Below are 15,981 nucleotides of genomic sequence, written 5' to 3'. Positions count from 1 at the left end.
CCGAACAGCAAAACGTTGCAAGGAACAGACTCTTCAGTGCCGTTCATCATCGGGCACATGAACAACGCGTCTGCCTTCAGTGATCCTTCTTCATTGGATGGGCGACGAGCTTTGCTATCGTAGCCTTCAGCTCCGCTTGATCTGCAGCATCTGCAGCAATTGGCGCGGCCTGAAAAGCGGGCAGAAGGTGATCCCAGATGGCGTTCAGTTCTCCCTGCATGTTGCCGGTATCCGCAGTGATAGCAACAACTGCCTCCTGATCTGGCATAACGACAATGAATTGTCCGCCGGCTCCGTCTGCGCGGTAGGCATTGTGGCGGCAGCGCCAGAACTGGAAGCCGTACCCTTCTATCCAGTCAGGGCCGATCTTCGAGTGGCTTTCCTTCGCGTTGTCGATCTGTTTGGACGTGGCTTGCTCGACCCATCTACGCGGAACTAACTGCTTGCCGTTCCACTTGCCCTTCTGCAGGTAGAGCTGCCCCAGCTTGGCGATGTCCTCCGTGCGAAGATACAGGCCGTAGCCGCCCAGGGAGTTACCCTCCGGGCTGGCATCCCAGCGGGGAGATTCGATGCCCAGCGGACCGAAGAGACGCGGCTTGAGATACTCAAGCGCCGTCTGTCCCGTGACCTTGGTGACGATGGAGGAGAGCACGTAGGTGCCCATGGTGTTGTACAGGAAGTGGGTACCGGGTTGAAACACGACAGGCTGTGCAAGGAACTGCTTTACCGATGGTCCGCCGTCACGCGTTGGCTCCACCTCGTGGCCGCCGGACATGGTGAGCAGGTCACGCACCGTCATGGCATGCAGGTTCGCCGAAGGATCCGGCGGAGCATCTGCTGGGAAGAACTTCAGCACCCGATCATCCAGCTTCAGCTTGTGATCATGGATGGCGAGTCCAACCGCTGTGGACGTGAAGCTTTTGCTGACGGAATTCAGGATGTGAGGAGCTTCGGCGGAGTTCGGCTTCCACCAGCCCTCAGCAATAACCTTGCCGTGCCGCAGGACCATGAAGCTGTCAAAGGTATCTACGTTCTTGTCCGCAGCCTGCACAAACTCCAGGATGGCGCTTGATGGAATGCCCTCAGCCTCCGGTGTGCTCCGGGGCAGGCTCTGCGCCTGCGCAAGGAGCGTGCTTCCCAGCAGCGCGCCAACACCCATCCAACTGCGAACTCGATTCGTCATCATCCCATCTCCCATTGCTGTTTTACCTTGTCCAGTTCACTGTTTTGCTACTGCGTTGCGATGACGAGTTCCTTGCCGGCCTCAAGATCGCTGTCTTCGACGAAGTAGCCGTTTACCTTCTTGCCGCCGACCGTGATGCCGGTGATCCGTTCGCCTGCGTTCTTCTTCACGATCGTGAGTGTCTTTCCTTCGTTCAGACGGAACGTGGTTTTCTGAAACAGGGGCACGGAAACAATGTACCTGGGATCGGCGGGAGAGTACGGGTACAAGCCGATTGCGGTAAACACGTACCACGACGACATCTCTCCGGCATCATCCATGCCAGACAGTGCAAGCCCCTGCTCGCCCATGCCATAGAAGCGGCTCATGATGGTGTTCAGGATGGCCTGCGACTTCTCCGGCTTGCCTACGAAGTAGTACAGGAAGGGGAAGCTATGGTCGGGCTGGTTTCCCTGGCAGTATTGCCCGATGAACGAATTGATGTTCTCCGCGATGTAATTGGGATTCCAGGGGATGGTGAACAAGGAGTCGAGATGTTGTTCGAAGTCGGCCTTGCTTTTATATAGGCCGATCAGACCGTCCGTGTCATGCGGCGCGAAGAAGGATGATTCCCACGCGTTGGCTTCGCGGTACATGTACTCGTAGTAAGGGTACTGCGGGTTGAAGTTCTTGATCCACTCGCCGTTGTCCAGGCGCCCCCGCATCAGACCGGTGGACGGATCAAACATGTGCTTGTAGTTCTGTGACCGCTTCATCAGCATGTCGTAGTTGGGCTGGTCGTTCAGCTCCTTCGCGAGCAAGGCCACGGAATAATCGTCGTAAGAATATTCCAGCGTCTTGGTGACACCCGCTTTGCCCTTGGTCTCGACTACGGGATTGGCTACGTCCGGATCGGAGATGAACCCCTTCTCCATGTACTCGCCGATGTACGGGCGCGTGCCGCCCTCCACGGTGGCGTTGCGCAGCAAAAGGTTATAGGCGCTGCGGACGTCATAGCCTCGCAGCCCACGCAGATAGGAGCCTGCAATGAAAGGCGCGGCGTGATCGCCGTGGAAGAACGTTGGAATGAACCCGGTCTTTTCACCACGTTCCACCAGTGAGCGGATGACGTCGACAGTGACCTCCGGAGAGATCATGCCCAGCAGGACTAGCTTGTTCCGGTAGTCGTCCCAGAGGGATGGCAGAGTGTAGTACTGGAAGTTCGCCTTCACCACGGCGCCCTTCTCGTCGATGTGCTCGCCATTCACATCGCTCCGCAGGGCGGGCCAAAGGAACGACCGGTACAGACAAGAGTAGAAGAGTTCCTTCTGACGTTCCGTGCCGCCGGAGACTTGTATCTTCGACAGGAGCGCCTGCCAGGATGCAGACGCTTCTGCCTTGACGGTGTCGAAGCTCTTATTCCCAAGTTCCTTCTGGAGGTTTTCTTTTGCGTTGTCCGTACTCACGAACGAAAGGCCGATCCTGATCTCCACCGGCCCGCTGCCGCTGGCGAAGTCAAGGACGGGCAGTTGTGCCTTCTCGCCCTTCAGCATTTCGATTTGTTTGATCGTGTAGTTCGATACGGCATAGAAGTAGATCTTCTCGCTCGCAACCTGAAAACCCTTGAACGCGTTGTCTCCATCCTGCTCGATCTTCCAGTCCCGGATGCGTTCGTTGGAGCGGGCAAGATTCACGATCAGCTTCTTGGGCTGAGCATTGTCTTTGTAGGTGTAGCGGTGATACCCGGTCCTGAGCGTAGAGGTGAGCTCGGCGTTGATCCCGTAACGGTCCAGATACACCTGATAGTAGCCGGGATGCGCAGATTCTTTCGCGTGACTGAAGGGCGAACCGAAGTCCTCCGGATTGACGTCACCACTGACCGGCAGCATGGGAATGTTGCACAGGTTCCAATGCCCCTTGTTGGTGTGCGCAAAGGCATAGATCACGTTGTTCTCGTACTCGTAACCGGCGCCGCTGCCGAACTTGGTAATGGGACTGAGCTGAACCATCGCGTTGGGTACAGACGCTCCAGGAAAGACAAGGCCGGCCCACACACGCCATGGCGGCTTGAACCCGATGTCCGCAGGATCGGTCAGCGGAGCCGTCCCCAGGAACGTGTTGACGTACTCCACCGGCCGCTTCTGTGCTTCCATGCGCAATGCGCTGGAGAGGAGAAGCGGAATCAGGATCAGGAGCTTCGGTGTCTTCAAGGTGTTTCCTCCGTGCCACTCAGAGCAACATCGCCGACGAATCACGTGCAGTGTCAGCTTACTTCGCTTCAGGCTCCAGCCAGAATGCTGCAAGCCTGTACGAGCCCATTCCTATGCAACGGCCGGCCGGGCTACATCAGCCGTGCTGTGAAGTGTCGCAACTGCGCTTGCCAGACCTTCACTTGAGACCTGCAGTTCCACCGCGCCTGCCTGCTTCACTGACTGTACAAAGACCATGCATTGTCCGCTGAACGCGCTTCTCTCCGCTGAATGCGCGGACGTGGGACGGTCTGTCTCGCGAGAACTGGGATCGCCATTGCCCACGCCGATGATCCTGCCCGCTCCTGAGAGAGAGAAGTGGACCTTGCTGAAGTCCGTTGGAACCAGGCGGCCCTGCGCGTCGCGGACCTCTACCGCAATGGAGACCACGTCCTCTCCGTTGGCCTGGAAGGAAGTCCGGTTTGGCAGCAGCGCCAGTTGCGCCGGCGCGCCAGTCGTCTCGCGCCGTACGGTCAGGACAACTTTCCCCTGCTTCATGCCACGCGCTTCAATCACCCCCGGCGCATAGACGACGCTCCAGTACAGGTGCGAGTTGCGCTTTGGCGACTGCACGCCCCCGCTGACGCCATTCACGAAGAGCTCCACGCTATCAAGGTTCGAGTAACTGCGTACATCGATCGCCTGCCCCTCCTTGCCCTGCCAGTTCCAGTGCGGAAAGAGGTGCAGCACTGGCTCCTGGCCCCACCATGATTTGTAGTAGAAGTAGATGTCTTTCGGGAAACCGCATATGTCCAGGATGCCGGATTGAGAGCCGGTGGCGACGTGATCGTACGGTGTCGGTTCACCGCGGTAGTCGAAGCCGGCCCAGGTGAAGCCGCCCGCCAGGAACGGCCTCTCGTCGAAGATTGTCCACCACGTTTCAGCGGGAGTCTTGCAGTCCGCGCAGCCGGGCTTGTAGGCGGCCACATAGCCGCGTTTCGGGTCCGTCTCGTAGATGCCGCGTACACTCTTGCCGTTCGCCATCTCCGTGCCGATGGTTGGCAGCCTCGGAAACTTGGCGTGGAAGTCGTCAATATCCGCGGTTTCCGCGCGGCCAGTAGGCCGCTTCTCGTCGGGGATGCCGCCGTTGAAATAGTTGAAGCCTTGCACGTCTACAACATTGGACATGCCCCTCCCCCAACTGCCATTCATGGCTCCTGTCACTGGCCGTGTGGGATCGAGTTTCTTTGTGGCGCGCTTCATGGATGCGATGATGCGCGCGCCCGTGGGAGTTCCCTGATAGAAGTACTCCTCGTTGGCAAGAGACCAGATGACGATGCTGGGATGGTTGCGGTCGCGCTTGACCATGCGCTCCAGTTCGCTGAGGCCTTCGGGCGTGGATGCCATGATGCGCGTCTCCGCCATCACCATCATGCCCAGTTGATCGCACGCGTCGAGAACCTCTGCCGCCACGGGGTTGTGCGCGGTGCGCCAGCCGTTCGATCCCATCTGCCGCAACAGTGCGACCCGGTCATAGTGCATGCGGTCCGGCACGCCAATGCCGACACCAGCGTGGTCCTGATGGCTGCATGTGCCCTTGATCTTGACGCTCTTGCCGTTCAGGAAGAAGCCCTTGTCCGGGTCAAAGCGGATGGACCGGATGCCAAAGGTCGTGCCATGTTCGTCCGCGATGCGACCGCCGCTCTCCACCTGCGTGGTCACTTTGTACAGGTGCGGCTCTTCCACAGACCACAATTTAGCCTCCGCCAGAAGCACCTGGCTTGTGATCGTTATCGTGCCCCAGGCTGGAATCTCAAATGGCCGGGCCGGCACAGTCGCTACAAGGGCGCCATCCGGTCCAAATATCTTCGAGGTCAGACGGCCGCGAGCCGCCGTATCGCTTTCGTTGAGCAGCTCCGTCTCGACCGAGACACGTGCGCCTTTGGCTCGGACCTCGCTGCGCACGCAGGTGCCCCACTGCGCCACGTGAAGGGGATGCGTCTTCACCAGCCATGTGTGCCGGTAGATCCCGGCGCCCTCGTAGTACCAGCCTTCGTTCAGCGTGGCGTCTGCGCGGACGGTGATGACGTTGCTGCCGCCGTACTTGACGTAATCGGTCACATCGAAGCTGAAGGGCGCGTAGCCGCTGAGGTTCCGTCCGATGTAGAAGCCGTTGAACAGCACCGTGGAATCGCGGAACACGCCGTCGAACTCGATGGAGATGCGCAGACCTTCATCGGAGGCTGGTATGTCGAAGGTGCGCTGGTACCAGCCAATGCTGGTGGTGGGATATTCACGACCAAGCGCCTTACCGCCATGTGCCGCGTGGACGGATCCTTCCGGACCTTCGATCGGCTCAAAGGGCAGCTCCACCGCCCAGTCATGCGGCAGGTCGATCAATCGCCAGGCGCTGTCATCGAAGCTGTGCTGCAGCGGCCCCTCCTTGGCGTTGTGCAGCCAGTTCTGCCCAGCCTTGGCAAAGGTGCCTTCACGGGTCGGCGCGCCGTACCGGAAGTCCTTCATGGCGTCGTTGGCATCGCCCAGGTGAAAGCGCCAGCCAAAGTCCAGGAGCAAGCGCTGGCGGGGTGAGTGCGAAGCATCCGTGCCATCGGCAGCAGGCAGCCAGACACTGTCAACCTCAAAGGGTTCGTTGCCGGACGTGGGCATCTCGAATGCGACAGCATTCGAGCTTATCAAGGCGGCAGAGGCGGCGATGCCGGTCTTCATGATGCCGCGGCGTGTGAACTGCTTGCTCATATCTGGAATCCCCTCGTACGTGGTCCAAGGTACGGCGTTCGTTACCAATGCTGATCGAGCCGCTTTCCTCGTTGTGCGGGTCGCGTGACAGCGTTAGTAGAAGGGTCTAATCGCTTACTGCCTGGGAGCTTCAATCTTGTCGCTCTTCGTCATACCAAGGGTATCGAAGAGAGGTTGAGCGGGAATCACGCGTGGCTCCTCCAGAGCGACGGAAATGCTCAGTATGCGGATATTTGAATTTTCAGGGAGCGTGATCGTTTTTGCGCCAGCGGGCAGGTCGAGGCCATAGGCAAAGAGGTAGCTGTATTGGTAAGGCTCATTAAGGCCAGATGCGGTATGGTGATGTGAGACGTACCAGGCCAGGATAGCCGGCTTAACGTAACCGGGACGAAGACCAAGGTAATCTTCCGGGTATTTCGGAGACCAGTCGGGCGAGCCCGAGTTTCTAAGATCCCAATCCTGGTGGCTGGCTGATACAGCAAAGTCTTTGCGTAAGGCAACCTGCCGTGTTGGTGTTCCGCGACGACCACTTTCCGTGACAATTTCAGGCTTGGACTTCCAGAGCCGAGTGTCCCATTGCCCAATGAAGCCGCCCCAGTCCTCTACGGTGAGGTTCACCGGAACTTTGCCGACCTTGAAGCTGGCTTGCTGGTCACCGTTCTCCGAGGCAGCAAGGACGTAGACCTTGTTAAACTTACCCTTCGGCAACTCGATAGACTGCCCCTTGGCGATGACCGCATTGGGCTTGCCGGTGGCGGCGGGCGCGAGGGTGAAGCCAACGCCGTCGATCTTGAGGTCTGTAGGAAGCATCTCGGCGGGGAGAGCATCACCTTGCTCGTTGAAGCCGCCAATCGACTTAGTGTCGTCATTACTAGCAACAGCAAGGTCATACTTCAGTGCGATTGGCTGCGAAATGATGAGGGCCTGAAGCACGGCGGGTGTTCCGAGCTTAAGGGCGAAGGTGCGCGGCTGATAAGGCTTGAATGAGGTCTCGAGCGCGCCGTCGACAACGTTCGCCCCTCCGAGAGGAAGTTCCTGTCCGTTGACCTCACGTGCTGCGATAATCGGACCGGCAAACTTAACCTTGACCCTGTTAGCTGCCGCACCATTGAGCTCAACAAGGCGCACGATGATCTCGTCGCTAAGTTCTGCTTTCTTGAGTGCGAGTACACGAACACTTGGGCTGTCCACGGTCAAGAGTGAGAAAGTGTGACCGAGCCTCCCGGTATGCTTCTCCGTGTTAAAGGCGATGAGTGGGGTGCTGAGACGATACGCTTGCCAGTCGGTATGAGCCTGGCGCCAATCACCTGCATGACCTGCCAGCCCAAATAGAATCTCGTGGTGGCCCCAGTCCTGGTTTAGTTCGTCGGTGTAGGCACCCTTCATCTCGGACGCGCCGCCGGGCGAGCGAAGGAGGGTAAGGCGGATGGTGCTGTCATCGCGTTTGTCAGAGCCGTTCTTGACATCGGTGAGGATGGTAGCACCATAGCTTCCGGACTCGTCTGTCTGATCGATCCAGTGATGCGACGCCACCTCAAATTGACGATCAAAGGCCACCGGGCGTTGGATCGTACCGACTTCCCAGTTATAGGTAGCCAATCTGTTGGCGGAGGCGAGTGGAAAGACCGCCTTGACATTGGCTGAGAGTGAACGCCAGTCGATCGATTCGCCGAACTCGACCCGATTGCCAGCGTCGCCGGCGGACAGGCGAACCGTCTGGACAAATTTCGATCCCTCGCCTTGGCGCGTGACCTCGATGGCTACACGAGCCGGACCGTTCTCGACGATGCGAGCCTTAACCGGACCACCGATGAACGCACGGGGAGCGGCCTGCTCTTGGTTGAAATCCATGTTCCATGCCGGCCATTCCTTCGGTGCGTCGTTGTTGATGGCGAGGCGAATAGGGCTCGCCAGAAGTTCTTTGTTGATCGACTTGTCGAAGACGCTGCTGACGTCTCCGGCTGGATCCAGCGCTACCTTATAGCGGGCGTTCTCAAGGCTGGACTCAGTAACTTTCAGTTCTTCTGACTTCTCTGACTTCTTGCCTTCACGGATGTCGTAGACGGCATACCCGACAGAGGGCACTTTAGCGAGGAATACCACCTTGCCATTTTCGACTTGGGCCGCGGTTTGCCTGCCATCTGGACCAAATACTTCTACTTCCTTGGCGATCATACCGGGAACGGTGGCTGAAACCATGTCTTCGCGCGCGATGTTAAGTGGGTTGCAAACCAGGACAGGGGTTCCCTTCACCTGTGTATCGAGCGAGGAAGCTATCGACTGTGTTGCGGTGGTCAGGACATCAGCAAATTGGTTCGACGCAATAATGTCATCGTTTTGGGCAAACTCATACGCCCGTGGGGTAGCCGTGCCAGCGCCCGTGTCATGGAACTGTCCGGCCATGACGAGAGTCCACGCGTTGTCCATCTGTTGCTGCGGGTAAGGCCGTCCGCCTATCCAGGATGCGGCGACGGAGGCCTTCTCGGCCGCGTCTGCAAGCAATTCATTCTTGCGGTTCCAACGCTTGTGATACGCCTGCGAGGTCAGCGAGCCTGCCGAGTGATTGATAAGCTCCAGATCGCCATGGTAGGTAGGCATCTTCGACTGCATCTCGGGCTTAATGTCCAAAAACATCTGCTCGGCGGTCGCGGATAGGACCTTCACTGGTCCGTCACCCATGCGAACAGGAGTTCCGGTTGTGACGATCTCTCCCGCCGCGCCAGCAGGCGTGCGCACCAGAGATGTGGGAATGATAGCTTCGCCGCCGGTAACAATAGCTTCCAACAGCTTCGCGGACTCTTCGTTCGTCGCTCCGCCGATATCCCCGGTACCGATATAGTGATAATCGGCGAAAACTCCGGTAAGTTTGCCATCGATGTTGATGCGCGAGGGCCAGTCGATCTCGGGCTCATTCCTCGTTTGTGCGATAGAACCCGCCACGGGAGGCTTACTCAGGTCAGAGTGAATCTGACTGCCATACCCTCCCGGATTCAGCGCGGCGAGAACCGTCTCGCCGTCAGGTCCGGTCCAAACCCCAACATTGAAAGGAATGCCTTCCGGCGTCTTCTCTGGAGAGTTCGGTCCGCCAATTCTGGGGGCCGGCTGCCAGCCCGAGCTCAACTTCTGTGTCGAGAATCCCTTAATGCCGGAAGCAGCGAGGATCGTTGGCAGCGATGCTGGAAATCCAAAGCAGTCCGGCAACATGTACTCGGCGCTTGCCTTACCAAACTCGCCGCGGAAATAGGTATTGCCGTAAAGAATCTGCCGAAAAATCGACTCTGCGCTGGGTAGGTTGACGTCTCCTTCTTCCACCGAAGATCCGGCTGGAAACCACTGGCCTCTTGCGACATAACCTTTAAGGCGGGCAAAATCTGCGGGATAATATTCTTTCATCAAGCGGTAACGGTTAGAGCCTGACCAGTTGAAGACGTAATGTGGATATTTATCCATGTAGTCGAAGTTGACGCGCATGGTCTTGAGCAGGTACTCGCTAATGACCTGAGGAAACTCCCAACGCCATTGAGTATCTAAATGGGCGTAAGGGACCACATAAAGGGTCGGTTGCCTAGTTACGTCGGAAGGCGCCTGTGCGAAGACGTAAGGCGCGGCAGGGCTAATAGCAAAAGCAGCAATGGCTAGGGCGCGAGCAATGTTTCGAGAAAAAGTCACAACACCTCACGGGGACAATCTAAAGCTCTGATGGACGACTTGATCGGAAGATCGAGTCTTGTGATGCTGTGAGGCAAGCCATTTCTCAAGAAACGGCAGGAACAGCACCCACATCCCAACTTGAGGAATTCACAACTCCGAGAATGTTGCGTGCTGAAGACAACGTTGCCAACTCCCTGATACACGTTGAAGACTCCAACTTGTTCCGTAGGAACATTTTCAGAAATGCACGATCACAGCGTCTTGTCGGTTGCAACGATTTGCTCCTTAATTCACACCATCTGCTGACCCTGTCACCGGGGCTGCTTTATGGAAAGGTCATCGAATTGATCCAAGTCGTAGCCGACGGTCCCCAATCCGATCTGACCGTTTCGATAGGAGGCATCCGTAACCGAGGTGAGATCGTGCCCGTCCAAGGAGGCGGTAAGGTGTGCACCGTCAAACGAAAGGCTTAGACGATGCCAACGGCTCGTGCCGAGAGGCGCTGCTACTCCCTTGGCTAGCAGAGTGTGGTCGCCGTCTGAGTTGTTCTTTAGCAACGTCCATACACCTTGATCGTCCACTTGTAGGTAGTAGCCCTGCTGGTGCGACTGCGGTCTTTTCTGGACCTCAGCCCGGCCGATCAATTCGACGGTTCCCGGTTTAGCCAATTCCACATCAACGCTCACGGTGTAATTTGACCAGGATGGATCTCCTATTAAGGTAAATACGTCGCTGTCATCCTGCCATTCAATTGGTTTTGTTGGCGCCATCTGCTGAAGACACTTGCCTCCCCTACTCGCCGCGCAGGCTTGCACCTCGAACGATCCTTGCATATCGGAGACATACCGAGCTTCGCTCCCTGAGGCGTAGCGCTCAAAGTCGTCCTTGTATGGAAGTTCGAGGTGGCTTGTTGCCGGAGGCTCCGCGTTCCCTTTTTCCGCGTTTCTGATGGTGCTAAAGGTGTAAACATAGCCCGGTTGAAGAGTGAACCGTGAGCGGTCTGAACCGTCTAGGTTCAGGTCGGCCACATGGGTGAAAATTTTAGTTCCGTATGTGGCATTCAGGTCGGTGGCCCATACGTGCAACTGCTTTCCCCTCAGGATGCCGGGAGCATTGAACTCCAAGGCCGTAGATGAAGTAGCAGTAGTTGTTTCGACAATCGTGCTCGCGTCGGCACCGTCTGGCGAACGCAGGGAGATGTAGCTGCCGTTGAGACGATCCCCACCAAGATAGCCGCTGGCGCTGTCCACAAAGCTCCAGCCCGATTGGGTGAACTGAGTGACATGCGCGGTGATCCATAAGCTTTGTCCGATGCTGTAATTGCCTGACCAAGGTTCCGCAGCAATCATCAATCCAACGGTCGGGTATGGCAGGTTCGGAGTGATAGCCGCAACAAGAGGCCAGTTCAGAAGGCCCGTCATCTTCGAGTCGAGGTAGCCGCGAGTAATTGCACGGATTAGGGGACCGGCGCCCGTATTGTCATCTTGTGAACCGCTTTCGCTATCCCAAAGCGGTTTGCCCGAATTGACACCGGCGGCCGTGGAATGGCACGACTCTGCGTTTCCTCCATCACCACCCTCGCAGGAGTAGTGCACGCCAATGATGTCGATCGACTTGGCGAGGTCGGGATCTTTCGCCATCTCGGCGGCTACCTCCCAGCCTGAGTCGTCACCGACAATCTTGATCGCCGAATGCTTTGCCGCTAAAGCAGAATGAAGACGCTTATACCAGCCGACGTCAAAGCCCCTTTCATTCCAACCCCCCAAGTAATCAATGGTTAAGCCGTGGGAACTTGCGCAATTCAACCAGGTCATAAGGTAATCGATCATGTCTTGTGACCAGAACTTCCCGTCTCCGATCCAACCCGGGGCGGCCCAGGCCAATCCGTAAAGTTTTAGGTTTGGATTGCGGCGCTTGGCCTCTTCGGCCAACCAGAACTCATACCCGGCATTGCAGTTCACAATGCCACGTGTGTGCTCGATGCTTGGTTCGGCGCCGTCCGTAGAGTTGGCATCTCCGCCGATTTCTATCTTGAGGATCTGCAGCGACGCCCCATACCCGGGCTTGAACAGGTAGTCCAGGATCTCATTGCGCTGCTTCGCCGGATAATCAATCAGCAGCCGCGAATTTCCGCCGCCGCCGCTGATAGCCCCGACACCTCCGAAGGTGCGCCCTGTGCCCGCTCCATCAAGGTTGACTCTCGTGGCTAACTCTGGCGCTGCGTGTTCCTGCGCCGCCACTGGCAGCGACATTATCAGGAGCGCAATCGCCGTATGCAACCATTTGCTCACCATCTACGGTCCCTATCTTTCCCCTGTTTAGGTATTCATCACTGCGATGGGAGCGTATGGGTACAGCGAGCGTACCCGTTCTGAAAGACTCAATCAGACGACTTACCAGAAAGCTTTAGTAGGTAAGTTTGAGCGAGAACTGAAAAAAGCGTGAGTTTGGAGTGTTATTTTGGAAAAACCGATAGCTCCCAGGACCAATGACTGCTCCGTTGGGACCGTCGTTTCCGCCCGTGATAATAAAGGCAGGCGTGTTGAAGACGTTGAAGATGTCTGCGCGCAGCTGTAGCTGCGACTCGCGGTAGACCGGGAATGACTTGAATACAGACATGTTGGTGCGGTTATATCCCACGCCTGGGATCTGGTTATTGCGGTCGCCCAGGAACGGGGCGGCCGCCCCAGCGGTGGTGATCGGACCTGTGACAGCCGAGGCCGCCAGAGGGTTCTTGAACGCGCAAGGATTGAACCAGGCTGATAACGTGTGCACCTTGGTCGGGCAGGTGGCTCCTGCGGGGAAGTTTAAGCTTGGATCCGGCGTCCCGCCACCCGCGAACGGATCTCGGATGAGGATGGCGTTCTGGCTGAGATTGTTGACCCCCGTGAAGTTGGCTGTTCCCACGGTGAAGGGCTCGCCGTCCTGAATTTGCTCGGTGAGCGAGGTCTGCCACCCGCCTAAGGCAACCGTAGCGATGCCATTGCCGTTCAACCAGCGCTGGCCCCTGCCCACCGGCAGAGTGTAATTGCCGCTGAAGGTGTAGCGGTTGCGCACATCTTCCGGACCGTTGGCATAGCCCGCGCGCGTACCGAAGATGTAATAGTTGGGCGCTCCACCCGCGCTGGTAAAGTTATCGCCCTGCGCGATGGCGGTTCCCGAATCCGTCATCTGGTGCGACCAGGTGTAGGTCGTCAGGAAACTGAGATTTCTGTTGAGGCGTTTCTCCAACTTCGTCTGTAAGGAGTGATACGCCGCAAGGCCGTCGTTCAACTGATAACTTAGTCCAATGTTGCTGAATGGATTTTGTGAGTTGCTGGTCCCGCAGGGGAGATTGGTCGGCGCACCGCCAACCCCGGCGCTGTTGCAAAGCGGCGTAATAACAGGCGAACTGTTGGCGTTGACGAAGTTCGAGGCGTGACGCGTGAGCGACCCCACATAGCCGATTGTCGTCGTAAATCCGTGTCCAAGGTCTACCTGAAAAGAAAGGTTGAATTGCTGCGTATAAGGCGTTCGGAGATTGTTCGTAATGCCGTTGAGGCTAGGCGTTCCGTTCGCGTTTGCAAGTCCCCCATTGGCAAGAAAGTTGGTGTAGCCAGTCTCTAGGGCGATCCCGTCCGTAGGGCACCCATTGCTGTAAATGCAGGCCACGTTGCCAGGATTTGTAATAGCGGTTCTATAGAAGAAAGGGTAGTTCAGCCCTAAATTGGGGGCGAACCCGGTGCTTTCAAGGCCACCATAGTAAAGACCATAACCGGCGCGGATTACGCTTTGGGAATCCAGCTTGTAGGCAAGCCCGACGCGCGGCCCCCAGTCCAGCGTCTGGTAGTTAATCAGGTACTGGCTACTCGAATACTTAATCGTGATGTTATTTGCTTCAAGCTGGCTTACGAAATTAGCAGGCAATGGAGTGTTACGGGCACTGTTCGGCAGGACGTACACGCCGGCGCTGCTCGACTGTCCCTGCTGGCCGGCCGAAGGGTTGTACGTCACGCCCGCAGTCTGATAGAAGTCCGCCTGCTCGCCGTGACGCTCGAAGTACGGCGTCTGGTTTTCGATCCGAAGCCCAAGGTTGACGGTCAGGCGCTTCGACACTTTCCAGTCGTCCTGAATGTAGGCGGCGCGATCCCAGCGCACGTCGTCTACCGTGTTCGCTGAAGTGAGATAGCTGTTGTTCTGATTGTCCGAAAGGAAGTCGGCGACGGGATTGCCCGTGTTAGCGATCCCATACGCACTCGAGTAGCTCCCCGTGTAGTTATAGTTGCCATGCCCACCCGGCGGCTGTAGCGTACTGAAGCGTATGCGCTGGATGCTGACTCCAGTTCTGATGGAATGGTTACCGAAGGAAAAAGTCACGTTATCGAGCGCCTGCCAGACGTTCTCATGCTCGTCTGATGGGTAGTAGTTGGGCGAACCGGCATCCTGGATGCCGGCGTTGCCCGAAAAGTACAGGTTTGGCAGGCCGCCGTTCAGCGGGCTTTCAGGAATGCCCCCCAGGCCGTAGGAAGCGGCGAGGCCGAGATTGGTCGCGTTGGGCTGTGTATAGGAAAAGTGCCCATAGTTATAGCCGAAACGGAACTCGTTCAAGACCTTCGGAGAAAAGATGTGCGTTTCGCTTAGCGCAAAATTCTCGCCGAGGTTTACCTCGTTGCCGTCCGTGCCGAAGCTGCCACCGTCCAGGACAGGTCCGAGCGGCGGCGGGTAGAGCTGATACTCGTGCTGGTAGCTGTAACGCACAAAGCCCTGGTCGGCCGCGCTCTGATTGTAGTCGACGCGCGCGTCCCACTGCACGGTCTTGTCGGTGTTGTTGAGCGGTTCCGTGAAGTTGCTGCTGAGCAGGCCGTTTCCTGCAGTGTTAACGCGGTTCGGAAGCGGGTAAAGGTTGAGGAGCCTCTGCGCAGTAGCATTGATGGCCGATGGGCACAATACGTTGAGTTGGCCGTTGCAGCTTTGCTGGTAGGAACTCGCCGTGGCAATTGTGGCGCCGGGCGCCTGCGGGGTTGGTCCGCCACCGGACCGCTGCTGGTATAGATAGATTGGCGCGCCGCCGGTCTGTGTCGAGTTCAACAGCTCGCTGAAGTTGCCCTGCCGCTCGAGCGCGGTCGGCACCGTCAAGATCTCATTGGTACCGTTCACAACGCGATTGCCTTGGACGTCACCGAAGAAGAAGAGTTTGTTCCGCAGGAGAGGACCGCCCAGCGTGCCTCCGAAGATGTTTTGGCGGTACTCCGGAATTGAGGTATTCGGTTGATCGAAGTATTCATGCGTATTAAAGGCGTCGTTGCGGAGGTACTCCCAGAGGCTGCCATGAAAATTATTTGTTCCCGACTTGATGCTCGCGTTCACGACGGCTCCGGAGGAGTGTCCGAATTCAGCGCTGTAGCTGCTAGTCTGGATGTTGACTTCGGCCATGGCGTCCGGCGGCGGCTGTATGGTGTAAGAAGCGCCGTTTAGGAAGTCGACGACGTTTACATTGTTGTCGACGCCATCCAGAATGAAGTTGTTCTGGTCTGATCGAGACCCGCTTGCGGAGAAGTCGCCTGTGCCTGCGCCGCGAGCGCCGGACGGGGGAGCGACCCCGGCGCTTAACTGAGCGATGAAGAGCCAGTTCCGGCCGTTCAAGGGTGCCTGGTCCAAGGCTTCCGCACTGAACACTTGGCCCACCGAGGCTTGCTCCGTTTCAAGCAGTGGCGGGGCCGTACTCACCGTCACGTTTTGCGATGCGCTGCCCGGATGGAGAACAAGGTCGGCATTAACGCGCTGCTGCGCGTCAACATGCAGGTGTTCCTGAAGCGTGGTAGCAAATCCTGAAGCCGTCACGCTGACCGAGTAATTCCCAATCTTCACAGGAGAAAAGCTGTAAACTCCGCGTCCATCTGCGGTGACCTTCAATACGAGACCTTGATCCGTGTTGGTGAGCGTGACCTGGGCATTCGGAACAACAGCGCCCGAACTGTCGCTAACGACACCCACGATCGCCCCTTGGTCCTGCTGACCCTGCGCCACCCTCACGACCATAGACATAAGCAGAAAGGACACTAAGAAACAGCTACTTCTAAAACGCAAGATACTCATCGTCTCAGCCTCTAATAAGATAGTTTCTAAAACTTTGCAGGCAGTCCTAGCCACATGTGGCGGCGGACCGCTTATTAATTTCAACTAAGGGTTACGGTTGTGAAGTCTAGATGCATCGCGCATAGATTGGCATCGGGAGAAAGAGTG

General features: G+C 57.3%; 6 protein-coding genes. All 6 read right to left on the bottom strand.

Annotation, left to right across the window (positions count from 1 at the left end):
- Nucleotides 1–76: 76 nt before the first annotated feature.
- A complete protein-coding gene (locus OHL20_RS17830) occupies nt 77–1,186 on the bottom strand; it encodes a serine hydrolase domain-containing protein (protein ID WP_263384518.1) in 1,110 nt (369 codons plus the stop codon).
- A gap of 44 nt (nt 1,187–1,230) precedes the next feature.
- On the bottom strand, nt 1,231–3,372 hold the full coding sequence (locus tag OHL20_RS17825) for a GH92 family glycosyl hydrolase (RefSeq protein ID WP_263384517.1): 2,142 nt from the start codon (nt 3,370–3,372) through the stop codon (nt 1,231–1,233).
- Nucleotides 3,373–3,483: 111 nt separating this feature from the next.
- The gene (gene galA, locus OHL20_RS17820) at nt 3,484–6,108 is read right to left on the bottom strand and encodes a beta-galactosidase GalA (protein ID WP_263384516.1); all 2,625 of its coding nucleotides are present in this window, start codon (nt 6,106–6,108) and stop codon (nt 3,484–3,486) included.
- 114 nt (nt 6,109–6,222) lie between these two features.
- Nucleotides 6,223–9,777 carry an alpha-mannosidase gene (locus tag OHL20_RS17815; protein WP_263384515.1) on the bottom strand — a complete coding sequence of 1,185 codons (3,555 nt, stop codon included), beginning with the start codon at nt 9,775–9,777 and terminating at the stop codon, nt 6,223–6,225.
- 293 nt (nt 9,778–10,070) lie between these two features.
- Complete coding sequence (locus tag OHL20_RS17810; protein ID WP_263384514.1) at nt 10,071–12,053, bottom strand: family 16 glycoside hydrolase; 1,983 nt, start codon at nt 12,051–12,053, stop codon at nt 10,071–10,073.
- A gap of 112 nt (nt 12,054–12,165) precedes the next feature.
- Entirely contained in the window at nt 12,166–15,798 is a 3,633-nt protein-coding gene (locus OHL20_RS17805) for a TonB-dependent receptor (RefSeq protein ID WP_263384513.1), read from the bottom strand.
- Between the last annotated feature and the right edge of the window lie 183 nt (nt 15,799–15,981).

Source organism: Granulicella arctica (assembly GCF_025685605.1).
Lineage (GTDB): Bacteria > Acidobacteriota > Terriglobia > Terriglobales > Acidobacteriaceae > Edaphobacter > Edaphobacter arcticus.
Note: the sequence above shows the minus strand (reverse complement) of the source record. Positions and strands in the feature narration are given on the sequence as shown.